The sequence below is a fragment of the Vibrio owensii genome, from assembly GCF_002021755.1.
Classification (GTDB): Bacteria; Pseudomonadota; Gammaproteobacteria; order Enterobacterales; family Vibrionaceae; genus Vibrio; species Vibrio owensii.
This window is the reverse complement of sequence record NZ_CP019959.1, coordinates 799,456-824,441: the sequence shown is the minus strand read 5'-3', so window position 1 is coordinate 824,441 and position 24,986 is coordinate 799,456. Positions and strand designations below refer to the sequence as shown.

Here is a 24,986-nt window from a genome sequence, read left to right as displayed (position 1 = left end):
ATATTTTCATGATTTCAAAAAACCAACTAAAACTGCTGCGTGCTTTAGGTCAAAAGAAGCAGCGTAAAGCGCACGGCTTATTTCTGGTTCAAGGTGAAAAGAACGTACTGGAGTTAGCGAACAGTTCGCTCACGGTAAAGCAGATTTTTGCGACGGCTGAGTTTCTAGAGCAGCACAACCAAGAACTAAATGGCTTCGAGTGTATTGAAGCGTCACTAGATGACTTAACTAAAGCAAGTACGTTGGTGAGCAACAATGCAGCCATTGCTGTGGTTGAAATTCCAAACGTAACAGTGCCTCAGGCAAAAGGCTTGATGATCGCATTGGATGGCGTTTCTGATCCGGGCAACCTAGGTACGATCATTCGCGTAGCGGATTGGTACGGTATCAAGCACATCATCGCGAGCACAGATTGTGCCGATCCATACAATCCAAAAACCATCAGTGCAACCATGGGCAGCTTTGGTCGCGTGCAAGTGAGCCTAGTGGATCTACCAAGTTACTTGGAAGATGCAAACTTGCCAGTGTATGGCGCTTTCCTTGAAGGCGAGAGTGTGCACAAGACCGAATTCTCAGCAGAAGGTATTTTGTTGATGGGCAGTGAATCTCATGGTGTGCGTGAAGCGGCATCGAAGTTTGTGACCGACAAGATTACCATTCCAGCGTTTGGCGGAGCAGAGTCTCTAAACGTGGCAATGGCGACAGGTATTATTCTGGACAACATGCGTCGTCAACACAGCTAATCGCAGCAGCAAATCTTAGATACAAAAAAAGCGTAACGAGCCAGACTTTTTCAAGTTGAGGTTCATTACGCTTTTTTCGTTTTAAAGCGCTTATTTTGCTAGCATGTCCAATTTGTTTGGCACGCCGTTCCATTTTTCCGCTTCATCCATTGCTGGCTTCACTTCGGTTTGTACCGGCCAGATTTCTGCAAGTTCTGCGTTGAGCTCTTTGTAGATCACTTGATCTTCTGGAAGCTCGTCTTCTTGGAAGATGGCGGCTGCGGCACATTCGTCCACGCACAAACCACAGTCGATGCACTCAATCGGGTTGATTACCATAAAGTTTGGGCCTTCGTGGAAGGCATCAGCAGGGCATACCGCGACACAGTCAGTGTATTTACATTGGATACAGTTATCGGTTACGACAAACGCCATGATAATCAGCTCTTAAGTTAGTCAAAATTGAAGAATGGGGATAATACTCATCCCAAGGCAAAATTCAACATTCGCTACGTTAATTCCGCCGCGCAGCTTGGATTTAGTATGACAGACAAATCAATTTCTCGTAAAATGCGCGCCATTGTGAGCTGACTGCTTTTTCACCCTTGGTATTAACAAGGAGAAAATAGCAGTTCTGGCTAAGACACCTACCATAACGAGACATCACATGATTCGTATTAATGAAATTAAACTTCCTCTAGATCATGAGGAAGGCGCGCTATTGGACGCGATTACTAAAAAGCTTGGCATTGCTGCTGAGAAAGTTATCTCTTTTAATGTCTTTAGACGCGGCTACGATGCTCGTAAGAAAACCAATATTCATCTTATTTACACGCTAGACATCATCGTTGAAGGTGATGAAGAGGCGCTGCTAGCGAAATTCGAAAAAGATCCGCACGTTCGCCAAACACCAGATATGGAATACAAGTTTGTAGCGAAGGCACCTGAGAACCTAACTGAGCGCCCAGTGGTGATCGGTTTTGGTCCTTGTGGTCTATTTGCGGGCTTGGTTTTGGCTCAAATGGGCTTTAACCCAATCATCGTTGAGCGCGGCAAAGAAGTACGTGAGCGTACTAAAGACACGTTCGGCTTTTGGCGTAAGCGCACACTAAACCCAGAATCGAACGTACAGTTTGGTGAGGGCGGCGCGGGTACTTTCTCTGATGGTAAGCTTTACAGCCAAGTGAAAGATCCAAACTTCTACGGTCGTAAAGTGATCACTGAGTTTGTAGCAGCAGGCGCACCAGAAGAAATTCTATACGTAAGTAAGCCGCACATCGGTACCTTTAAACTGGTTACCATGATCGAGAAGATGCGCGCGAAAATCATCGAGCTAGGTGGTGAGATCCGCTTTAGCACTCGTGTTGACGATCTGCATATGGAAGATGGCCAAATCACAGGCGTAACGCTATCAAACGGTGAAGAGATCAAATCTCGTCACGTGGTGCTAGCGGTAGGTCACAGTGCTCGTGATACCTTTGAAATGCTGCACGACCGTGGCGTTTACATGGAAGCGAAGCCGTTTTCTGTTGGTTTCCGTATCGAGCACAAACAATCGATGATCGACGAAGCACGCTTTGGTCCAAACGCAGGCCACCCAATTCTTGGTGCGGCAGATTACAAACTGGTTCACCACTGTAAGAATGGCCGTACGGTTTACAGCTTCTGTATGTGTCCTGGTGGTACTGTTGTTGCGGCAACTTCTGAAGAAGGTCGCGTAGTAACCAACGGTATGAGCCAATACTCTCGTGCAGAACGTAACGCGAACAGCGCAATCGTAGTGGGCATCTCACCAGAAGTTGATTACCCAGGTGACCCTCTAGCGGGTATCCGTTTCCAACGTGAACTAGAATCGGGCGCTTACACACTCGGTGGTGAGAACTACGACGCACCAGCACAGAAAATCGGTGACTTCCTGAAAGGTCGCGATCCAAGTGCACTAGGTGATGTTGAACCATCATTCACTCCGGGCATCAAACTGACTGACCTGTCGAAAGCGCTACCTGCATTTGCTATCGAAGCGATTCGTGAAGCAATCCCAGCATTCGATCGTAAGATCAAAGGCTTTGCGTCAGAAGATGGTCTACTGACGGGTGTTGAGACGCGTACGTCTTCTCCAGTTTGTATCAAGCGTGGTAAAGACTTCCAGAGCATCAACTTGAAAGGTTTCTTCCCTGCGGGTGAAGGTGCAGGCTACGCGGGTGGTATCCTTTCTGCGGGTATCGATGGCATTAAGGTGGCAGAAGCGGTAGCTCGTGACATCGTCGCTTCAATGGAAAACGCATAATTTAATCGCGTGATATAACATCGAAAGCCAGCCTAAATCTAAGGCTGGCTTTTTTGTTTCTGCTGCATAGCTAGTTATTTCTTTTCGCCCTTCTTATATTGACTCACTCCTGACTCGAATCACGTCCAAGCTTTGTATATTCTTTGCTCACAGCCAAGCAGATGGTCGATGTAACTTTAAATAAATATGCAACTTAGTATTCATTGCTTTGTGTTATGTATCAATTCAGATAAAGATCAATAGACTACACCTATAAATAAAATTGCTAATTTCCATTTAGTAAAATCAAGAAATTAGACGACACTTATCTTAAAGGCAGCAAAAACGTGCCGCTAAGGAGATAAGAATGCATTCACTTAAAGTTAAAGATTACATGACGTTACAGGCAGTGACTTTCACCAAGAACATGTCGTTGACGGCGGCTTTGGACAAGGTGATGCAAAGTGTTACTCTAGGTGGACCTGTTATCGACGAAAACGAGAAAGTCATCGGATTCCTTTCTGAACAAGACCTTTTAGACAAACTCGTTAAAGCCAGTTATCACTGTCAGGATACACACACAGTAGAAGAGTGCATGCACTTAGACGCGCTATCGGTATCACCTGAAATGTCGATCATCGAATTGGCTGACATGATGAAAGTCGGTAAACCTAAGATGTATCCGGTGGTGGATGACAAAGATAAGCTCGTTGGTGTGATCACAAGACGCGATGTTTTAAGAGCCATCGGCAAAACACTGAACGAATGTTTCAAACATCCCGTTTAAGAACAAAACAATAAGTATTAAGACGAAAGACGCCTCGGCGTCTTTTTGTCGTTGAGGTAGAATATGTCCACGCAAGACGCGAAGTTTGTCCAAGGTTCTACCATGCGCCACATCTTAGTGATGTCTGGCGCAGGCTCTGTCGGTTTGATGGCACTGTTTGTCGTCGATCTGCTCGATATGTTATTCATCAGTATGCTAGGGCAGGTAGAGCTTGCTGCGGCTGTCGGTTTTGCTGGAACGCTGATTTTCTTCTCAACCTCAGCATCCATCGGTACTTCGATTGCTATGGGGGCTTTGGTCTCTAAAGCGATTGGCGCAAAGGATTTTGAACGAGCAAGGTTGATGAGTGGCAGTATCATGCTGGTGGCCTTTATGATCAGCTTGGTCATTACCATTAGTATGTTCATCCACATTCCTGAATTACTCGCAGCCATAGGTGCTGAAGGGGTCGCTGCCGAGCGTGCAGAAGCTTATCTCAATATTCTATTACCAAGTGCACCGATACTTGCGTTAGGTATGTCTGCCGGTGCAGGACTGCGTGCCGCTGGAGATGCAAAGCGATCTATGTGGGCGACTTTAGCGGGCGGTATTGTTAACGCGATTCTTGATCCGCTGTTTATCTTCGTCTTCAAATGGAACGTAGAAGGAGCAGCGGCGGCGTCTGTTATTGCGCGTTTCACGGTATTGGCTTTCTCCCTTTACCCACTAGTAAAAGTGCACAAGCTGGTTTCATTCCCTAATCTCGATATCGTTAAAATTAACCTTAAACCGATTTTGGCGATTGCCGTGCCCGCCATTATTACCAACACTGCTACGCCGATTGGTAATGCGATTGTGACCACTCACATTGCCCAATTTGGTGAGGATTTTGTGGCAGGTTTTGCCGTGATAGGGCGTTTAACTCCAGTGTGTTTTGCGGTGATTTTTGCTTTGTCTGGTGCGGTCGGCCCAATCATTGGTCAGAACTTTGGTGCGGAGCGGATGGATCGCGTGAAGCGAACTCTGACCGACTCTTTGTTGGTGACTACCATTTATACTCTCGCCGTATGTGCTCTGCTTTACGTTCTGCAAGATTACATTGTTGCCATGTTCAGCCTGACGGGTGACGCTGCGATTATTGTTGCTGCTTTCTGTACCTATGTGGCGATTACGTTTGTGTTCAATGGTACTTTGTTTGTCGCCAACACCTCCTTCAATAACCTTGGTAAACCGCTGTACTCAACGGCGTTGAATTTGGGCAAAGCGACCATCGGCACGTTGCCTTTCGTTTACTTCGGTTCTCAGTGGTATGGCGCGCTTGGTGTGCTTTACGGCCAAGCATTAGGTACGATTGTGTTTGGTCTACTGGCGCTAGTTGTGCTGAATAAACACATCAAAGACCTGATGCAAAACTTTGGTGAAGACTTGGTGGAAGACGATCCCGCCATCACTTGCGTTAATACCCAGCCTTTCTGTTCTCACGATGCGGTATTGATTGACGAGGTCGCCACCGCTCTGGAAGAGGAAAAAGCGTAAATTTTCCTAATTTCACATAAATACGCTTGACCTTGGAGTTAGCTCTAAGGTTTATTCTTAGCGGTAGATAGAGACTTATCACCAATAAGGAAAGTGAATTATGTGTACGAAACATCAAGGTTGCCAATCAGGCAAAATCAACTCTGCGGTGGCGTTAGGTGCAAACGACTCTTGCTGCGCACCGGCAAAACCTGCTCTTAATATTACGCAAGCAAGCGTGATCACTTCAGAGGATTCTTGTTGCAGCGGCGGAAGCTGCAGCTCGGATTCTCTTGAAGATGAAGGCCCTGCCGAACCCCTTGAATCCTCCATTCGCCATAGCTGGTTAGTGTCAGGCATGGATTGTCCTGCTTGTGCTCAAAAACTTGAAAAAGCCATTTCTTCTGTTGAAGGTGTCACCAACGCCAAAGTTCTGTTCGCGACTGAAAAACTGGTGGTGGATTTTGATAACCGTGCACTTGCGCCTGTCATTGAGCAAGTTTCTCAACAAACCGGTTTCCCACTGACTTCGACAGATGCGCCAAAACCAAAAGCCGAGAAAAAAGGCTGGTTAGGCGTTATGAAAGACAATGTTCAAATCCTTTCTATCGCAGGTGCGATGGCGTTAGCCGGTCTTATCTCTGATTTACACCCAACCTTCAGCACGTGGCTCTTCACGTTGACGTGTTTGCTTGGCTTGTATCCAGTTGCGATGAAAGCGGTCAAGTTGGCTCGCAGTGGTACGCCATTTGCGATTGAAACGCTGATGAGTGTCGCGGCGCTGGGGGCTCTATACCTTGGTGAAACCGCTGAAGCGGCGATGGTGCTATTGCTTTTCCTTATTGGTGAAAAGTTAGAAGCATACGCATCATCTCGTGCGCGTAGCGGCGTTCAAGCATTGATGGATCTCGTTCCAGAGAACACCACTCTTATTGTGGATGGCGAACGTCAGGAAGTGCCAGCGTCACAACTACAGCCGGGTGACGTGATTGAAGTAGCGCCGGGTGGTCGTATGCCAGCTGATGGCGTACTGATGACTCAAGCGGCAAGCTTCGATGAAAGTGCGTTAACGGGTGAGTCTGTGCCTGTAGAGCACAACGAAGGCGGTAAAATCATGGCAGGTGCCGTGGTTGTCGACAAAGTCGTGCAGGTGAAAGTAACGTCTCGCCAAGGTGAGAACGCGATTGACCGTATCCTACATTTGATTGAAGAAGCGGAATCACGCAAAGCACCACTTGAACGTTTCCTAGATAAGTTCAGCCGTTGGTACACACCATTGATGATGCTTGTCTCTCTATTAGTCATCATCACACCGCCATTGTTGTTTGCTCAACCTTGGGAAACGTGGGTGTACCGTGGTCTAGCATTGCTGTTGATCGCATGTCCATGTGCACTCGTCATCTCTACGCCAGCAGCGATCACTTCTGGTTTGGCGGCAGCGGCAAAACGAGGCGCACTGATCAAAGGTGGTGCAGCGCTTGAGCTACTGGGTCGTGTGGAATCTGTAGCATTCGATAAAACGGGCACACTGACACAAGGCAAACCGCAAGTAACTGATGTGGTTCCATTCGATGTAACAGAAGAGCAGCTATTAAGCTTAACTGCGTCGATTGAGATTGGCTCAAGCCACCCGCTAGCAATTTCTTTGGTGAACAAAGCACAAGAGCAAGGCATCAACATTCCTGAAGCTGCAGACAAAACGGCGCAGGTTGGTTCTGGTGTGACAGGGCTTGTTGAAGGCAAATTGGTTCAAGTGATTGCGCCATCGAAAGCCGATTTTGCCATCGCGTCTGACATCGAACAGCAAGTCGTGGCGTTGGAAGACCAAGGTAAGACGGTGGTTATCGCTCGTCACGATGAACAAGTGATTGGCTTGATAGCGTGGCAAGACACACTTCGCCAAGACGCTCAACAAGCGGTTGCTGCACTGAAAAAACTGGGTATTTCATCAGTGATGTTAACTGGCGATAACCCTCGCAGTGCCGAAGCTATTGCGAATCAAATTGGCCTTGATTACAAAGCAAGCTTGCTACCAGCAGACAAAGTGCACTACGTGGAAGAGATTTCAGCACAGCACACTGTCGCGATGGTGGGTGACGGCATTAATGATGCGCCAGCAATGAAAGCTTCAAGCATTGGTATTGCGATGGGCGGTGGTACTGACGTTGCACTTGAAACGGCTGACGCTGCACTGACTCACAACCGTTTGATCGAGCTAGCAGGTATGATCGAGCTATCACGTGCGACGCTGAATAACATCCGTCAGAACGTGGCGCTTGCGCTGGGTCTAAAAGGTGTGTTCTTGGTAACGAGCTTACTGGGCATTACCGGCTTGTGGGTTGCGGTACTTGCCGACAGTGGTGCAACGGCATTAGTTACACTGAATGCTCTGCGTCTGCTTCGCTTTGAATCAAAACAAGTGAAATAAATCAGTTAACAGCTGAGCGATGAATAAGAAGCCCAAGGCAATCCTGTCTTGGGCTTAATTATATGGTCCGCCCCACTCTCCAAGCCCTTAAGCCTCAGAATGAGGTGAACCATATGTCTTCTATTCACATTTTAGGTATCGACCTAGGCAAGCACTGTTTCCACGCTATCGCTCATAACCGTTCTGGTGCGGAAGTATTGCGTCGTAAGTTTAATCGAAACCAACTCCAACATTTTCTTTGTAAAATCGAACCAACAACCATTGCTTTCGAAGCTTGTGGCGGTGCTCATTGGCTCGCTCGTAAGTGTGGTGAATACGGCCATCAAGTTCGACTCATTCCTCCCCAGTACGTTAAGCCTTATGTCAAAGGCAACAAAAATGATTTCATAGATGCATCAGCAATTGCAGAAGCGGCTGGTCGACCAACAATGAGGTTTGTCGCGGTAAAAAGTGAAGAAGCCCAAGTCATTGCAGCGATTCATCGTGTCAGAGATGGCTATATCAAGGAGAGAACCGCGGCTATGTCTCGAATTGGGGCTATCTTGCTTGAGTTCGGCCTGAGTTTTCCAAAGGGGCATGCAAAGATGAAGTCTCTCTTCCAATGGTTAGCAGCACAAAAAATGGCACTGCCGGAGAGCTTGCTGTGTGAATTAGTGTCTATCCACGAACACTACAAATACCTTAATGAAAAGGTCAAAGCTCAAGACAGTAAGCTTCAAGTTATTGTTAATAATAATGAAAGTGCACAATTGCTGAAAACTATCCCTGGAGTTGGAGACCTTACCTCAACGTTGTGCGTTGCTGACGTAAGCTCCCCAAACAATTTCACCAATGGTCGGGAAATGGCAGCTTGGTTAGGGCTTGTACCGAGACAATTCTCTACGGGAGGAAAGACCAAGCTACTTGGCATAAGTAAACGAGGCAATAAACATCTCAGAACTCTGTTTATCCATGGAGCAAGAGCCGTTCTCTCAAGGCTAGAAACGACAGGGAAAGTGTTTGGTGAGTGGCTCATCAAACTTCGGGCGACGAAGCCATTTAATGTTGTGGTCGTAGCACTTGCCAACAAGCTAGCAAGAATAGCTTGGGCGGTGTTGTACCACCGCCAAGCTTTTAAGGTTGTATAGCTATAACCAAGTTTGCAACGCCAATGAAAATGATGACAAAAACGGTCAATCGACCAGATTAAGAACCTGACACAAAAAATAGCGTTAAATGCTTTTGGCTTTTTAAGGATAATCTGGCGCAGATATCATCGTGGAGCTGGGAAGCTAGTGCTCCCAACAAGGACTCCGAATACATTAGCGCAAACCAACTCCGTTATGACTTAATTGTAGTTGCAATAACGGGGCGGACCATACATTTTTGTGTCCATAAAACGGTAATCACTATGCTGAATAATTCGTTTGGCAAATCACTCATTCGTATGCAACGAAATGATCTTTTGGCTCTTAAAATGTGATCCAAACCGTTTTTATTTGAAAGTATAGATTTATTACATTGTTTCATTGTGACTGTGATCACTCAATGTTGGTGAAAGGTTCGCTACAGTGCATCTGTACCCAACAACTTATTAATGAGCTTATTGTTTACAAAATAAGCCACAACAAGGAGCGACTTATGTCTCAAGCTGTATTCCATTTAGGTGTTACTGAAGCGGATCTTAATGGTGCTACTCTAGCAATCATTCCAGGCGATCCAGCGCGCGTACAAAAAATCGCAGAAGAAATGGAAAACCCAGTATTTCTAGCAAGTCACCGTGAATACACGCTATACCGTGCAGAGCTAGACGGTAAACCTGTTGTGGTTTGTTCTACAGGTATCGGCGGTCCATCTACATCTATCGCAGTAGAAGAACTAGCGCAGCTTGGCGTTCGCACTTTCCTACGTGTTGGTACTACTGGCGCAATCCAGCCACACGTAAACGTAGGTGACATGATCGTTACTACAGGTTCTGTTCGTCTAGACGGCGCGAGCCTACACTTTGCTCCAATGGAGTTCCCAGCAGTAGCAGACTTCGAAATCGCAACAGCAATGAAAGCAGCTGTTGAAGAGTCTGGTGCAACTGTTCATATGGGTGTGACTGCTTCAAGTGACACTTTCTACCCAGGTCAAGAGCGTTACGACACATTCTCTGGTCGTGTTGTTAAGCGTTTCCAAGGTTCTATGCAAGAGTGGCAAGACATGGGCGTTCTGAACTTCGAAATGGAGTCAGCAACACTGCTAACCATGTGTGCAAGCTCTGGCCTGAAAGCAGGTTGTGTGGCGGGTGTAATCATCAACCGTACACAAAAAGAGATTCCAGATCATTCAACGCTGAAAGAAACGGAAGCTCGCTCAATTAAAGTTGTAGTAGAAGCAGCGCGTAAGATGCTTTAAGCACAACATTTAGTTGGCATTTAAACAAACGGGAAAAACCAGAGGTTCGCCTCTGGTTTTTTCTATCTGGCAGTTTTGTCTGAGTATTAAAACAACAAATCTGACGCAATAAAAAAGCAGCTCGAGGCTGCTTTTTTTTGATTTTTGAACGATATCGACGATTAGATTTCGTCAGAACCACCAGCGGCTTCAAACCAAGCGCTTAGGTGAGTTTTGAGATCTTTCAGCTCGTCTGGGCCAATAAGTGCTAAACCTAAGTCTTCAGCACGTGTGATGTCGTTATGACGCAGTGGACGGAAGCTGACCAGCATGGCACGAGCTTGTAGGCCACCTAACAGATCACGCAAAGATTCAAGCTTGTACAAGGTGTCATCGCCATCATCGCGCATGCCTTTGGTCTTACATTCGATGATGTGAAGTTTGTTGTTCACCACTGTTGCGACATCAAGTTCATTGCGAACTTCGCTTTCACCGAGTTTGCGATAAACCTGCACGTTCAAGGAACGGTCTTGGATCGTCGGCATGGTGTCTTGAATCTGCTTCACAGTGCTGTGCACTAGCGTTTCTAACCATTCACCGTTAGAGAAACGACGAGCGTCTTCATCTGCAAACGTCAGCACGCCATTTTCGTATGTCGCGATTTGTGCCTCGACCAAATCGGTCAGCAGCATGTTCAGTTCGCGGTAGCCTTGTTGTTTCTCAGAAAGCTCAACATCCAGCTTCTGCTCTTTACGACAAGTGGTTGCAAGGTAGTTTAGTGTCGCAAGACCAGGGCCAAGCTCAAGTGCGTTAGATGCCCAGCGTTCGCCCAATTCGTAAAGCTTTTGGTCAAGTTGAGGAGGAAGGTCTACGTGGTGGAACTCACCGCGTGCGCCGAAAATAGTGAGGTAATCAGAGATGGTAATGTGGTCTTCTACTTGTGTATCTTCTTTGCCATCTGGGTAAAGCCAGCACAGTTTGTCGCTGTTCGGTTCTACTACGAAGATAGGCCAACGGTAAGTACGGAAGACTTCGTACACGGAAAGCAGGCGGTGACGTAGGCCACAACTTGCATTGAGTTTAACTTCTTCACCTCTGTCGTGGAGGTCTTTTGCCAATTTGTGGACAGATTGTTTGATCAGAGAAGTGTTTACTGCAGAAGGAATTTCAAAGAATTCAGACGTAATTTCTCGCTGCTCTAATACTGCGCTCAGTCGCTCGTACATATCGGATTGGCTCTTGTCGCCGATGAAGACGATATGTGTACTTACAGTGCGATTATCCAAAAGAGGAGTGACTAATCTCACTGGATCTTGGTCGATAATACCAACATGAACAGCCATAGGTTTTCCTTCTTATTTGGCTTGCTCGAAAAGAGAAAAGAAAAGGGATGAGCAAGCCATATAAACCATATGTAGACACAGCTCATAAAAAACAAGGGCGACTTCAATAAAAAGTCACCCTTATACAGTTGGTTGCAATAAATCCGTTAAATTTGGCGGCGGATTTTATAGCTTAAATCGATGAACCAGTTCGTTTTGCTGATGCGCTAATTGCGTCAAAGATTCGCTAGTTTGAGCAATACTCGACATCGCGTGGTAGCTTTGATCGGCAATGCTATTGATGTCTTCAATGCTGCGCGCGATATCCGCTGAAGTCTCGCTCTGCTCTGCTGCCGCTTGAGATATGTGGGTACTCATCTGGCTGATTTCGATAATAAGCGCTTGGATTTCTTCCATAGAGCTATTCGCTTTTGAAGCTTGCTCAACGGACATTTCCATATCACTCATACAGCTCTGAATAACTTGGCTAGCAGATTGCGAACTCGATTGAAGGTTACTGATCATTGCTTCAATCTCAGTTGTCGATTGTGTGGTCTTGGAGGCCAGCACGCGAACTTCATCCGCTACAACCGCAAACCCGCGACCTTGTTCTCCCGCACGAGCGGCTTCGATGGCAGCGTTGAGTGCCAACAAGTTCGTTTGTTCAGCGATGTTACGAATCACGTCGAGAATTGAACCAATTTGGCCGCTCATTCTTTGTAGCTCAGAGACGGCAGACACAGACTCATTCAAACGCGTTTCCAACTGGTTAATGGTCGAGATGTTACTGTTCATAACGTTGCGACCTTGGTCAGAAGCGGTTTCTACACGCTGAACCATTTCTAGCGAGCCTTGTGCACTTTGTGCGACTTCTTGAACCGAGTGAGACATCTCTGTCATCGCAGTCGCCACATTTGCGGTTTGCTCACGCTGTGAGTTCAATTGACCTTGCGCTTGAGAAGAGGTTTGCTCATTCGTTGAAGCGGTCGAAGCAAGGTTTTCTGAAGCGTCGTTAAGCTTCACAAGAATGTTGTGCAAACTGTCCGCAAGGGTATTGATGTGTCCACTTACGCGGCTAAATTCGTTGTTGTGACGGTTTTCAATACGCTGTGTCATGTCGCCTTCTGTCAGGCTTTCTAACACTTTCAAGATGCGTGTTAGTGGTTCACGGACACTTTGTGCGATGTGGTAACCGATGGCAGTTGCAAACAGAACAACAATCACTGCAATCACAATCGCTTTCGTCACGCCTGCTGAGTAAATGTCTCCTGCATCAGCTAAAGATTCGTTTAGTTTGTCTGTTGCGGTTGTTGTGAATTGCTCAAGAATCGACATGCTTGAGTCAACTTTGGTAGCAAGGTTCGCAATGTTGTTGTAAAGCGCCGCACGAGCCGAAAGGTAGTTGTTGTGTTGGTCTAACACACCGCCACGCATACCGACGTCACGTGTGAATTGTTCTACTGATTCACCAAAAGCTTTTTGAAGTTCAGGAAGTTGAGTTACCAAACCACGGAATGCGTAGTTGAGGTGTGTGACTGCCTTGCGGTTTTTCGCTACGGCTTCAGTTACAAACTCAGGGTTCGAGCTTGCTAAGGCGTCGGACGTAATGACTTCAGCATCTTTCAATTTGATGAAGTAGCTCTTTGCCATCACTTTTACAGAGATACTGCTTTGGTCAGCCACGTACTCTTTCAGGCCAACAGAAAGCTCAGTGTTGAGTTGTTGGAAGCGACGAGAAGACTTTTGCACTTCTTCTTGCGCAGCGAACATGGCTTCGTAGTTATCCATGGCTTCTTTTGCTTCAGTAAAATAGCTCTGCTCAAGTTCTTTAAGCTGAGAAAAAGGTTCGGCAAGAGAAGGGTAGATTTGGCTCGCGACTTCAAGTTGGATCAAGGTCGCTTCAAAGGTTTGTTGAGATTTGGCAAATTCCTGACGCATCTCGTCCATGCGTTGTTTATTCTCTGTGGTCAGGAAGTCTTTAAAAGATTTGTCTGCAGAAAGCAGTTCAACACTGGTTTGGTTAGATAATGAAACAAGTGGTAATGAAGACTTAGATACCGTCTCAAACTTACCGTGAATATCATTCATGCCCCCCATCATAATGGCAATCGTGACAGCAAACAGGACGATGATCAGTGCGAAGCCTGCATACATCCGTTTAATAACTGAACCTCGCATAAGTGAGCTTCCTCTCCCAAAAATAGACAATATAAATAAGAATTGTCTTAAAAAAGTAACAAAATTCACTGGATTGTATTGAGTTTGCGACGCACGTTTTATGACGCACACGACAAAAAAAGCTTCAACGTCACGACTTATATTGATAATGTTAAGTGAACACTGTTTTTTATTGAGCTCGCTTTTGGCTTAGCGCATACTAAATAGGTTACACACCTTATAAAATGGAGTACCCATGGCGGAAGAAACCATCTTTAGCAAAATTATTCGCAAAGAAATCCCAGCAGATGTCCTTTACCAAGATGACTTAGTAACGGCATTTCGTGACATCAATCCGCGTGCGCCAAGCCATATCCTTATCATTCCAAATAAGCTGATCCCGACAGTAAATGACGTGGAAGCGGAAGACGAAGCGATGATGGGACGTATGTTCACGGTAGCGAAGAAGCTTGCTAAAGAAGAAGGCATTGCAGAAGACGGTTACCGTTTGATCGTAAACTGTAACTCACATGGCGGTCAGGAAGTCTATCATATTCATATGCACCTAGTGGGCGGTCGTCCTTTAGGTCCTATGGTATTGAGCTAATCTATTAGAAGTGGGTGAAGCGATTCATCCACTTCTTTATTCCTGACGAACAACACATTTGTGGAGATAAATGTGAAACATGGTGTGAAGCTATTCGGATTAATGAGCTGGGTCCTGCTTGCTACAGGATGTGCAAACTTGTCCGCTGGCAATCTCTTCAGTCATTACAGCGACCAAAATAAACAAGTCTATCAGGCGGTGGTTGCGGGTGAATATGCCAAAGCTGAGCAACTGCAATCGAGTGATGTTGGTGGCGATATACTTGGCAACTTTGAGCAAGGTCGAATCTCGTTTCTTGCCCAAGACTACCCCAAAAGCCTGAGTTCACTTGAGGACAGCGATCGTGCAGTGCGTAAACAACAAGATCGCGCAACCATTTCTGTAACGGAAACGGCGACCAGTGTTGGTTCTCTTGCCGTTAACGACAACCTAAACGAATACCAACCTGCCGACTATGAACTCGGCTTTTTGCATTTGTACCTCGGTCTGAACTACCTACAAAAGAATGACCTTGAAGGGGCACTGGTTGAAATGCGTCGTGCAAACCAAGTGCAAGAAGCGGCAAAGAAAGCACGTGAGAAGGAACTAAAGCAGGCAGAGAAGGATCTTAAGAAGCAAGGCATGTCAGCGAACCTAGGTAGCGTGTTAGCCAACTACCCAGACGCAGGCAAGAAGCTTAGCTCAGTGCAAAACGGTTACTTGTTCTACCTTTCTGGTTTGCTTTATGAAGCGTCACGAGATTTGAACAGTGCGTATGTAGACTATCGTCGCGCGCTCGCTGTGATGCCAGATAACAAGCAAGTGATTGAAAGTACAATGTATGCCGCGAAAAAACTCGGTATGCGTCAAGATCTTCGTATGCTGGAAAAACGTTACGGCAAAGCGCCTTCAGGACTGAGTAAGTCACAAGGGCGCGTGATCGTGATAGACGAGCAAGGCGTGGTGGAAGCGCTGCAAGGTTGGCGCATTGATTTGCCGATTTATGACAGCCGAGGCGACGGTGCGATTTATTCGCTTGCGCTGCCTTACTACCCGAAACGTGGAACACAACGTTTTGGAGATGTTGCGCTAAATGGCAACAAGCTACCTTCAAGCACATTGGCCGATGTGAACGCGATGGCGCAAAACGATTTGCACGAACGTTTGACCACGATTGTGATTCGCCAAGCGATTCGTGTTTGGGCAAAAGACAGAATCCGAAAAGAAGCGGCAAAAGGCGATGATGTCGGCAACATTCTTTTCAATGTGTGGAATACATTAACCGAACAACCTGATACCAGAAGTTGGCAGACACTACCAGGTACGGTGAAAACGGCTTCGAAAGTCGTGAAATCGGGGCAGCAAAGCTTAAACGTTGGCGATCAGGTGTATCAATTCGAAGTGCCAGCACAGCAAACAACGTTGGTTTGGGTATCTCGTCAGGGATCGCATTCCACAGTTTGGCATAAACAACTAGGGAGGTTGTAATGAGAGCATGGCTTATTGGCTTGGCAGTGATCATTGGTTTAGCGGGTTGTGCTGACAACACCGCTGGTATCCGAATCGATGGCCAAACCCAAAAGGTTTTCTTCCACGATAACGTCATGGGTAGTCGCCTGTTGGTGGACAACATTACCACGACTTATGTGGATGACCGTCCGCGTGGCGTTGTGCAGTTGAGCAGTAACTATAAAGGTGACCAAGAGATCCTTTACCGCTTTTACTGGTACGACAACACTGGCCTTGAGGTGAACACCAAACCGGGTCCATGGCGCAAAATGATCGTGCGTGGATTTGAACAAGTGACTTTGTCTGAAGTGACGGTGAATCCTAACGGGACTCAATTCCGCGTACAAATTCGCGAAGCTCAAGATAACTAACTCGTTTCGAGTAACACAATTTCGGCGGCTATGCTGCTTTGCCAAGGTGGAGACGCCTTGGGATGAAACACAAACTAAGGAACTCTCATGAAAAAAAGTATTATTGCTCTTTTAGGTCTTGCCGTCATTCTGGGTGGTTGTTCAAACAAAGTCTCTTACGGTGATGCGCAAGCGACAGAAACCACAACGATCGACTTCGGCTCGACGGATCTACAAAAAATTGCTGGCGAAATGGTAGACAGCATGATGATGTCAGGTTCAGTGGCAGCAATTACTCGTGACCAACGTCCTATCGTGTTTGTTGAGCGCATCAAGAACAAGACAAGCGAACACATCGATACGGAGTCTATCACTGACACTATTTCTACTAAGATGCTGAACTCTGGTAAGTTCCGTTTCGTAGACATGGATCGTGTTGAGTCTGTTCGTGAGCAACTTAACTTCCAAAACACTGATGAGCTAGTAAACCAAAGCACGGCAATCCAATTCGGTAAAATGGTCGGTGCGCAATATATGCTTTACGGTAACCTTTCTAGCATCGTGAAAAACGCAGGTAGTGACAAAGACGTTTACTACAAAATGACTATGCGCCTAATGGACCTAGAAACGGGTCTGATCGAATGGGCGGATGAAACGGAAATCCGTAAAGAACAATCTAAGAGCCTATTTGGTCTTTAATTGATTCGGTTTGGTCTTATGACCTAAGTGGAGAAGTCATTCATGGCGTGGTTTTCTTGGCAACAAGCGAAACAATTAGACCCGAGTTTAAATGCGCTTGATGGCTTCTTTGCATCACCGCCGGTGAAGGTTCAAACCGTCACTGGTGGGCTTACCAATCGCTGCTGGCGGTTGGAATCCTCAGAAGGTCTTGCTTACGTCTGGCGACCGACCAGTAACGTGTGCAAAGCCTTTGCTATTTCTCGTCACAACGAATATCAAGTACTCAATGCGATTACCCCTCTCAACCTAGGTCCAAAGCCCGTCTTTGTACATGAGCAAGGTTTGTTAGTGGAGTGGGTGCCGGGTGAAACGCTGACGAAGCCAGGTATTGATATTGAAGAGCTATTACCGATTGCTGCTAGGGTTCATGAATATCCTGCAACGGCGGTTCCTTTAGTTCCGTTCTCGTATCTTTCGCGCATCGATCATTATTGGTTGGAACTGGCTGGCAAGTACGTCGGCACTGAGTACGAAGCGCTTTATCAAAAGTGGCGTTCTGAGCCAAGCGTGGCGCAAGTTCCTGCAGCGCTGTGTCATTTTGATCTTGGGTGTTACAACTTAGTTCGTGGCGAAGAGGGCGTGAAAGTGATCGATTGGGAGTACGCTGGTTTAGCTGACCCAAGACTCGACTTGACGCTGATTCTGCAACTCGCCGATGTGCCTATTGAACGGGGTGTAGAACAATATTGTCGGATTCGTGGCATTGAAGACGTCGCTTTATGGTTGGAAGGCGTGAGAGCGTGGATGCCAAGAACTCGAATGATGGCGATGCTTTGGTATTTATTGGCCTACAAATTGTGGGATGATGAACAATACTTAGACAGTGCTCATGAGTTTAAAGACTTATTATGTATGGAAGATCACTGTTTTGATAACTCATGACTTTTTCCTCTTTAACCATAAAGAAATAGTGGTAGTTTAAAGTGAAGTACCAGCAAGTCACAGGGAGAGGTACACATGATTATTTACTTGCACGGCTTTGATAGTACAAGCCCGGGTAACCACGAAAAAGTTCTTCAATTGCAATTCATCGATGATGACGTTCGTTTCATCAACTACAGCACACTTCATCCTAAGCATGACATGCAGCACTTATTGAAAGAAGTGTCTAAGGTCATTGACCAAGCGGACGATCCAAACCCACTGATTTGTGGTGTTGGCCTTGGCGCATACTGGTCAGAGCGAATCGGTTTTCTTTGCGGCATTAAGCAAGTGATGTTCAACCCGAACTTGCATCCAGAGAAGACGATGGCAGGGCGTATTGACCGTCCAGAAGAGTACGAAGATATTGCGACCAAATGTGTGGAGCAATTCCGTGCGAAAAACAAAGAGCGCTGTTTGGTGATTTTGTCGAAAGAAGATGAAATCCACGACAACTCAAAAACCGCAGCAGAACTGGATAAACACTACGAAATCATTTGGGATGAAACCCAAACTCATAAGTTCAAGAAAATTTCTCATCATCTTCAAGCGATGAAGGCATTCAAAAGCGCCTAACTTGTCTTAGCGCGAACAAACTTATTTTGTTTAAACAGCACTTTTCGAAGTGCTGTTTTTGTTTCTACTAGTGCTCAAACGAGCGGCACTGATTCCGCAAAATTTTACATTTTGTATCGATTTATCGGCTTGATTTATCGATTTAACCTTTTGTGGCACGAAAACGTTACCGTCAAACAGACGAAAATTAGCCAATCCGTATCTCGAGTAAGGATTTTTGTTGCCATCAAAAGATTGCCCTATATAATGAACTCAGTAAAAATAATTTGATAAATATCAAAAAAAATTGAGAGCGAGTAAGAAACTTGCTCATTTTTTGTCTGAGATCGTGTATTTCAGATCAAGAAACCGATGCACATCAATAAGCTAATAAGAACAAGCAAAAAATAAGATGGTATCGGTGTTTATCCAAAAGTGAGCTCACCTCTAGAGACCAAAGAATTCATCGGTTGGATGTATGACCGCAGATTACTGTGAGTCAGCATCGAGCTGAACCCATATATTCATTTTTGTAGAGGATAACATTGTGACACGCATTATCGTTGTAGGCGGCGGTGCTGGTGGCCTTGAGTTGGCAACCAAACTGGGCCGCACTCTGGGTCGTAAGAACCGTGCGCAAATTACACTGGTAGACCGTAAAGCGAGCCACTTGTGGAAACCGCTATTGCACGAAGTGGCAACAGGTTCATTGGATGAAGGTGTGGATGCACTGAGCTACCGTGCTCATGCGAAAAACCACAGCTTTGACTTCCAAATGGGCAGCCTTCAAGACATCGACCGTGAGCGTAAAGTGATCATTCTTAGTGAGCTTAAAGACGATCACGGCGAACTTCTTATGCCAAGCCGCGAACTAGAATACGACATTCTAGTGATGGCAATTGGTTCTACATCTAACGACTTCAACACTCCTGGTGTTCGTGAAAACTGTATCTTCCTAGATAGCCCAGAACAGGCACACCGTTTCCGTAGTGAAATGAACAACGAGTTCCTAAAGCTACACGCGAAAAACGGTAACGGCACAGTCGATATCGCGATTGTTGGTGCGGGTGCAACGGGTGTTGAGCTATCTGCTGAGCTTCACAACGCGGTGAAAGAGTTACGTACATACGGTTTTGGCGACCTAGATTCTAGCAAGCTAAACGTAAACCTTGTTGAAGCGGGTGAGCGTATTCTTCCTGCACTTCCACCACGTATCTCTTCTGCGGCACACCAAGAGTTGGTTAAGCTAGGTGTAAACGTACGCACAGCGACGATGGTGACACAAGCAGATAAAGATGGTCTGACAACGAAAGACGGCGAGAAGATCCCAGCTCAAATCATGGTATGGGCAGCGGGCATCAAGGCTCCAGATTTCATCAAAGACATCGCAGGTCTGGAAACGAACCGTATCAACCAGCTTGTTGTGAAAAACACGCTACAAACCACTCGTGACGACGACATCTTTGTTATCGGTGATTTGGCTCAATGTACTCAACCAGATGGTTCATTTGTACCGCCACGTGCTCAAGCTGCGCACCAAATGGCGAGCCAAGCGTTCACTAACATCGTTGCTAAGCTTAACGGCCGTGAGCTAAAAGAGTACGAATACAAAGACCACGGTTCTTTGGTTTCTCTAAGCCGCTTCTCTACAGTAGGTAGCTTGATGGGTAACCTAACTAAAGGCTCCATGATGGTTGAAGGTCGTATTGCTCGCGTGGTTTACATCTCGCTATACCGCATGCACCAAATGGCGCTGCACGGTGTGATTAAGACTGGCCTGATGATGCTGGTTGGCCGTATCAACCGCGTACTACGTCCAAACTTGAAGCTGCACTAATTTGAAGATTGAGTTCTGTGTCGAGTGTTCGATGAAAGAACCCAATGATAAATAAAACAAAAGCCACCGCATGTCGGTGGCTTTTTCTATTCTAAGTCGCTAGGAAGCAGCGAATACACTACGCCGTCTTTTGGCTTTCCGTGAAAGATAAAGCGATTTCTCGCAATGGTCTCTTTTTGGGCTCCGACCGACTCAATTAACGCCTGACTTGCTGTGTTGTCTAAATCGCAGACGATCTCTACACGCGTTAAATTCAGTTTTGCAAAGCAGAACTCTGCCAGTGCTCTAATTGCCTCGTGAGCATAACCATTGCGCTGATAGCGATCAGCAATCCAATAACCAATGCTCGCCATGTTGAAGGTGTGGTATAGCTCATTCACGGCTGCCATTCCAACAAGGTTGTTGTGTTCTCGTTCATAAACCCCAAAGCCGAAAGCTTCAGTTTTTACCCAGTTTAAGCGGGTTGCCAATAGAAAATCTTGAGCATCTTTTAGAGAGACGTCCTCGTTACACCAATCTAACCATTGGTGTAGGGAAGGGGATTCAACAACTAAACGTTGCAATGAGTGTGCTTGCTCTGATGGAATCAGTTTGAGCGCTAAGCGTGGTGTTATGATTTCAAAATCTGGTGCCATGAATCGATACAACTTCCATGTGAGATTCTAGATAAAACAAAGCGCAGCCAGTGCTGCGCTTTTCTGTTTAATTCGTGACTTATTGAACGCGACGAACTTGAATGATCATCCCCATCAGTGGGTTGTCTAAGTAGTGCGTTTCACTACTGCGCATACGACGCTTTTGATCCATTCGGAAGCTCTTCAAGAATTTCTCTTCGGTCACTGTTGGCGACACTTCTGCCAAGTTACCGACTTGTACATTACCGTCTACTTCACCCAACTCATTTGTTAGCTGATCTGATGGCTGTGATTCGATGTGGATTTCACGAACGCTCGGTTCACGTAAATCCATGGTCGTTTCAGCGAACAAGTAGTGCTGGACGTAAATTTGTAGCTTGCCGTCGAGCTCATAAAGTGGACCGCTCACGTTCTCTTCGCTGTAACCATCGCTTGTTAGCGAAGAGCTACTACCGATTGGGCTACCATCAGCGTTGTAAGAGCCAGAGAAATCACGACCACCAACGATGCGGAAAATAGGAGCGCTTGCTTTACCTCGGTCACCTTGACGCCATGCCACGTGCTTAAGCACTTTGAAACCAGCATGATTATTTAATGCGGATTCTTGGGCGTTCAAACGGAAAGAAGAACGTGGTAGTAAGGTTACGCCTTTTGAACGGCGGTAAGATTCGCTGTCTAAACTGCCGACATTGCTCATTTCGATCTTAGGCAGTTCATTTGGCCATGATTCACTGGTGCTTTCAGCGTCGACTGCTCGCTTGAAAATAATTACTTCAATATCAAATTGACGCGCAGCCCAAGATGGCATTGAGACACAAAGAAGCAATAATGGGATCAGTATTCTCATTCGACTATTAGCTCGTTGGTAATAAATTCTGTTTAAAATCATTCAGTAAGTCTTGAACAAACTGAATGCGTTTACGTCGGTCCGTTAATGGTACGCTAAACTTGAACTTAGTTGGACCTTCCATTGCAAATTTTTGCGGCTGTGATTGCAGGAGTTTAACCAAATACGCTGGGTTTATGTCAGCATCAGGGTAAAACTCAATGAATCCGCCCTTGTCATGCGCCTCAATCTTCTTCGCTTTGAGACTTCCTGCCCCAATTTTCAGCTCTGAGACAGATAGGAGATTCTTCGTTGCATCTGGTAACAGACCAAATCGGTCAATCAGTTCAACCTTAAGCTCGGATAAGCCCTCATTGTCGCTCACACTTGCAATACGTTTGTACATCGATAAACGCGTGTTCACATCCGGGATGTAATCATCCGGCAGTAGGGCAGGAATACGCATCTCGATTTCGGTTTGCTCGCGAAGTAGGTCATCCAGCGATGGCTCTTTACCTTCTTTCAATGCTTCAACCGCTTGTTCAAGCATCTCCATATACAGTGTAAAACCAACCGATTGAATTTGACCACTTTGTTCGTCACCTAATAACTCACCCGCACCACGAATTTCGAGGTCGTGCGTTGCAAGGGTGAAGCCTGCGCCTAGATCTTCCAGAGAGGCAATTGCATCAAGACGTTTGATGGCATCTTTTGTTATCGCTTTCGGATGTGGCGTTAACAAGTAAGCGTATGCTTGGTGATGAGAACGACCAACACGGCCACGTAATTGGTGCAGCTGTGCAAGACCAAGGTTATCTGCTCGGTCCATGATAATGGTGTTGGCGGTCGGAACGTCGATACCGGTTTCTATGATGGTGGTACACACTAAAAGGTTAAAACGCTGATGATAGAAGTCATTCATGATGCGTTCTAGCTCGCGCTCACGCATCTGGCCATGGGCAACGGTTACACGCGCTTCTGGGATGAGCTTCTGCAGATCTTCGGCTGTTTTCTCGATGGTTTCGACTTGGTTATGTAGGAAGTAAACCTGACCACCACGCATGATTTCACGCAATGCAGCTTCACGAACCACGGAGTCTTCACGTTGACGCACAAATGTTTTGATTGCCAAACGGCGTGCTGGCGGAGTTGCGATGATCGACAAGTCGCGCATGCCACTCATTGCCATGTTCAACGTTCGCGGAATTGGTGTCGCGGTAAGCGTTAAGATGTCGACATCCGCACGCATCGCTTTCACTTTCTCTTTCTGGCGCACGCCAAAGCGATGCTCTTCATCGACGATCAATAAACCAAGGTCTTTGAATTTGATGTCGCTTGAGAGCAGTTTGTGAGTGCCTACTACGATGTCGACTTTTCCATCGGCAACATCTTGGAGAATCACTTTCTGTTCTTTTGCCGATTTAAAGCGAGAAAGCACTTCTACGCGAATTGGTAAGTTTGCAAATCGGTCACGGAAGTTTTCAAAGTGCTGTTGTGCAAGTAGGGTCGTCGGAACTAAGACCGCCACTTGTTTGCTATTGTCTGTAGCAACAAATGCCGCGCGCATCGCGACTTCTGTTTTACCAAAGCCCACATCACCACACACAAGGCGGTCCATGGCTTTTGCTTGGCACATATCGGACAGAACGGCATTGATGGCCATTGATTGGTCATCGGTCTCTTCAAATGGGAAAGTCGCTTTGAAAGTCGCGTATTGACCACGGTCTAGCTCAAACTTGTAGCCCGGTTTCAATTCTCGTTTCGCATAAACATCCAGAAGCTCAGCGGCAACATCACGAACTTTCTCTGCAGCTTTACGACGAGCTTTCGCCCATGCTTCACCACCCAGCTTGTGCAGCGGCGCGCTCTCTTCAGCGCCACCCGAATAGCGACTGATTAAGTTTAATGAAGACACTGGTACGTAAAGTTTGGCATCGTTTTGATACTCAAGAGTCACGTACTCTGTTTTCATTCCGCCAGCTTCAAGCGTTTGCAAGCCAATGTAGCGGCCGATACCGTGATCGATGTGTACAACAGGCTGACCCGGTTTAAGCTCCGCTAGGTGACGAATAACAGTGTCACTGTTAACGGTTTTTTTGTCTTTACGGCGGCGTTGGATAACGCGATCGCCCAACAAGTCGCTTTCGCAAATCAGTGCAAAGTTGAGCTCATCATGGATAAAGCCGTGTTCTGCAGCACCGAGAATCAAGCTGAAGCGATCGTCAGAATCGAGCGCTTGATAGAGTGAACTATGTACGACAGGGCGAACTTTGATGCCTTGGAGAAGCTCGGTTAGTGCTTCACGGCGGCCTTCTGATTCGACTGAGAAGACGATTTTGCCTACGAACTGCTCACTGAATTGACGTAAACGTGCTAGTGGCTCTTTGTTCTGCTGTTGAACACCAAGTTCCGCAAGAGATTGCACCGCGAGGTTTTGGCGACCTGCACGCTTAACGATTTTCTCTAAGCTTAACTGTGCTTGCGGCAGTTGTTTAAACTGGGCAAAGAGTTCGTCTTTCTTGAGCCACAATTCGTGTGGCGCTAACAGCGGACGCAGTGGATCGATTTTCTTTTGATCATAGCGGTAGTCAACGTCATTTAAGAAGGTATCAACCGCAGCTTCAATATCACCGACGATGATCAGTTGCGAATCTTCAGGTAAATAGTCAAATAACGTTTCTGTATGATCGAAGAACAGTGGTTGCCAGTACTCGATACCTGCTGGCCACGTGCCTTTGGTGACTTGCATGTAAATCGATTCAGGTTCGCGTCGCGCTTCGAACTGAGAGCGCCAACGAGTACGAAAATCTTCAATGGCTGCTTTTGTGGTCGGGAACTCGTGAGCAGGTAATAACTGGATTTGCTGAATGTCTTCGATAGAACGTTGGTTCTCTGGATCAAACGTTCGGATCGTGTCGATCTCATCATCGAAGAAATCAATACGGTATGGATCCGAACTGCCCATCGGGAACAAATCAAGGATCGAACCACGGCTCGCGTACTCACCAGGACCAAACACTTGATCGACATGGCGATAACCTGAGTTTTCAAGTTGAACGCGAAGCTTCTCTAGCGAGAACTGATCGCCCGTTTTTACCATCAAGGTGTGTTGCAACAAGAAGTCACGTGGAGACTGGCGCTGTAATACGGTGCTTACTGGCACAATCGTTACGCCACCGGCTTGGTTTGGTAGCTGGTATAAACGTGCAATACGGTCTGAGATGATTTCTTGGTGCGGAGAGAAGTTATCGTAAGGCAGTGTTTCCCAATCAGGGAATAGACTGACCGATTGATCAGTAAACTGCTCTATTTCTGCTTGGAGCTTAAGCGCCATTTGCGGATCGGGAACCACAAGCAGAGAGTGGCTTGAATGCTGTTTAGCCAGTTCTGCAATCGCCATTGGCAGTGCGGCACCAGGTAGGTTGCCAAGCTGTTTTTTGTCGCCACGCTCAGACGGATTCGTGACGGAGAGAATCGTTGCTTTTGTCATGG

20 protein-coding genes are annotated in these 24,986 nt (G+C 46.4%); 14 read left to right on the top strand and 6 right to left on the bottom strand.

Annotated features, from left to right (window positions below; genetic code table 11):
- Positions 1-8 precede the first annotated feature (8 nt).
- Positions 9-743 carry an RNA methyltransferase gene (locus A9237_RS03545; RefSeq protein WP_033005562.1) on the top strand — a complete coding sequence of 245 codons (735 nt, stop codon included), beginning with the start codon at positions 9-11 and terminating at the stop codon, positions 741-743.
- A gap of 90 nt (positions 744-833) precedes the next feature.
- On the opposite strand, the gene fdxA is transcribed toward A9237_RS03545, so the two are convergent.
- Positions 834-1,157 (bottom strand): ferredoxin FdxA, encoded by a 324-nt coding sequence (gene fdxA / locus A9237_RS03540; RefSeq protein WP_078607685.1) that lies wholly within the window; start codon positions 1,155-1,157, stop codon positions 834-836.
- 232 nt (positions 1,158-1,389) lie between these two features.
- Here fdxA and A9237_RS03535 point away from each other — a divergent pair, with 232 nt between their 5' ends.
- The 6 genes from A9237_RS03535 to udp all read left to right on the top strand — a co-directional run bounded on the left by A9237_RS03535 (position 1,390) and on the right by udp (position 10,076).
- The gene (locus A9237_RS03535; RefSeq protein ID WP_009707141.1) at positions 1,390-3,009 is read left to right on the top strand and encodes an NAD(P)/FAD-dependent oxidoreductase; all 1,620 of its coding nucleotides are present in this window, start codon (positions 1,390-1,392) and stop codon (positions 3,007-3,009) included.
- A 346-nt stretch (positions 3,010-3,355) separates the two neighbouring features.
- Positions 3,356-3,775, top strand: coding sequence for a CBS domain-containing protein (locus A9237_RS03530; protein WP_005437523.1), 420 nt, complete (start codon positions 3,356-3,358; stop codon positions 3,773-3,775).
- A gap of 63 nt (positions 3,776-3,838) precedes the next feature.
- The gene (locus A9237_RS03525) at positions 3,839-5,290 is read left to right on the top strand and encodes an MATE family efflux transporter (protein WP_078607684.1); all 1,452 of its coding nucleotides are present in this window, start codon (positions 3,839-3,841) and stop codon (positions 5,288-5,290) included.
- A gap of 100 nt (positions 5,291-5,390) precedes the next feature.
- Positions 5,391-7,697 (top strand): zinc/cadmium/mercury/lead-transporting ATPase, encoded by a 2,307-nt coding sequence (locus A9237_RS03520; RefSeq protein ID WP_078607683.1) that lies wholly within the window; start codon positions 5,391-5,393, stop codon positions 7,695-7,697.
- Between the two features lie 113 nt (positions 7,698-7,810).
- Positions 7,811-8,824, top strand: coding sequence for an IS110 family RNA-guided transposase (locus tag A9237_RS03515; protein WP_078607610.1), 1,014 nt, complete (start codon positions 7,811-7,813; stop codon positions 8,822-8,824).
- Positions 8,825-9,317: 493 nt separating this feature from the next.
- Positions 9,318-10,076, top strand: coding sequence for a uridine phosphorylase (gene udp, locus A9237_RS03510; protein ID WP_005437517.1), 759 nt, complete (start codon positions 9,318-9,320; stop codon positions 10,074-10,076).
- Positions 10,077-10,237: 161 nt separating this feature from the next.
- On the opposite strand, the gene A9237_RS03505 is transcribed toward udp, so the two are convergent.
- Together A9237_RS03505 and A9237_RS03500 are read right to left on the bottom strand one after the other, a co-directional pair.
- Positions 10,238-11,398, bottom strand: a complete 1,161-nt coding sequence (locus A9237_RS03505; RefSeq protein ID WP_005437515.1) for a DUF1887 family protein — start codon at positions 11,396-11,398, stop codon at positions 10,238-10,240.
- Positions 11,399-11,563: 165 nt separating this feature from the next.
- Complete coding sequence (locus A9237_RS03500; RefSeq protein ID WP_078607682.1) at positions 11,564-13,555, bottom strand: methyl-accepting chemotaxis protein; 1,992 nt, start codon at positions 13,553-13,555, stop codon at positions 11,564-11,566.
- Positions 13,556-13,790: 235 nt separating this feature from the next.
- Here A9237_RS03500 and hinT point away from each other — a divergent pair, with 235 nt between their 5' ends.
- The 7 genes from hinT to A9237_RS03465 all read left to right on the top strand — a co-directional run bounded on the left by hinT (position 13,791) and on the right by A9237_RS03465 (position 20,033).
- On the top strand, positions 13,791-14,141 hold the full coding sequence (hinT, locus tag A9237_RS03495) for a purine nucleoside phosphoramidase (RefSeq protein ID WP_005437511.1): 351 nt from the start codon (positions 13,791-13,793) through the stop codon (positions 14,139-14,141).
- Between the two features lie 72 nt (positions 14,142-14,213).
- The gene (locus A9237_RS03490) at positions 14,214-15,608 is read left to right on the top strand and encodes a COG3014 family protein (RefSeq protein WP_078607681.1); all 1,395 of its coding nucleotides are present in this window, start codon (positions 14,214-14,216) and stop codon (positions 15,606-15,608) included.
- Positions 15,608-16,000 carry a YcfL family putative periplasmic lipoprotein gene (locus tag A9237_RS03485; RefSeq protein ID WP_005437509.1) on the top strand — a complete coding sequence of 131 codons (393 nt, stop codon included), beginning with the start codon at positions 15,608-15,610 and terminating at the stop codon, positions 15,998-16,000. Before A9237_RS03490 ends, A9237_RS03485 begins: the two co-directional genes overlap by 1 nt.
- 87 nt (positions 16,001-16,087) lie before the next feature.
- Positions 16,088-16,678, top strand: coding sequence for a penicillin-binding protein activator LpoB (gene lpoB, locus A9237_RS03480; RefSeq protein WP_005431666.1), 591 nt, complete (start codon positions 16,088-16,090; stop codon positions 16,676-16,678).
- Positions 16,679-16,720: 42 nt separating this feature from the next.
- Positions 16,721-17,602 (top strand): thiamine kinase, encoded by an 882-nt coding sequence (gene thiK, locus A9237_RS03475; RefSeq protein WP_078607680.1) that lies wholly within the window; start codon positions 16,721-16,723, stop codon positions 17,600-17,602.
- A gap of 75 nt (positions 17,603-17,677) precedes the next feature.
- Positions 17,678-18,217, top strand: a complete 540-nt coding sequence (gene ycfP / locus A9237_RS03470) for an alpha/beta hydrolase YcfP (RefSeq protein ID WP_005437506.1) — start codon at positions 17,678-17,680, stop codon at positions 18,215-18,217.
- 526 nt (positions 18,218-18,743) lie between these two features.
- Positions 18,744-20,033 (top strand): NAD(P)/FAD-dependent oxidoreductase, encoded by a 1,290-nt coding sequence (locus tag A9237_RS03465; protein ID WP_038896278.1) that lies wholly within the window; start codon positions 18,744-18,746, stop codon positions 20,031-20,033.
- An 86-nt stretch (positions 20,034-20,119) separates the two neighbouring features.
- Here A9237_RS03465 and A9237_RS03460 read toward each other — a convergent pair whose 3' ends face one another.
- The 3 genes from A9237_RS03460 to mfd all read right to left on the bottom strand — a co-directional run bounded on the left by A9237_RS03460 (position 20,120) and on the right by mfd (position 24,984).
- The gene (locus tag A9237_RS03460) at positions 20,120-20,668 is read right to left on the bottom strand and encodes a GNAT family N-acetyltransferase (protein ID WP_078607679.1); all 549 of its coding nucleotides are present in this window, start codon (positions 20,666-20,668) and stop codon (positions 20,120-20,122) included.
- 79 nt (positions 20,669-20,747) lie between these two features.
- Positions 20,748-21,515, bottom strand: a complete 768-nt coding sequence (locus A9237_RS03455) for a peptidoglycan binding protein CsiV (RefSeq protein ID WP_005437502.1) — start codon at positions 21,513-21,515, stop codon at positions 20,748-20,750.
- Positions 21,516-21,522: 7 nt separating this feature from the next.
- On the bottom strand, positions 21,523-24,984 hold the full coding sequence (mfd, locus tag A9237_RS03450; protein ID WP_078607678.1) for a transcription-repair coupling factor: 3,462 nt from the start codon (positions 24,982-24,984) through the stop codon (positions 21,523-21,525).
- Between the last annotated feature and the right edge of the window lie 2 nt (positions 24,985-24,986).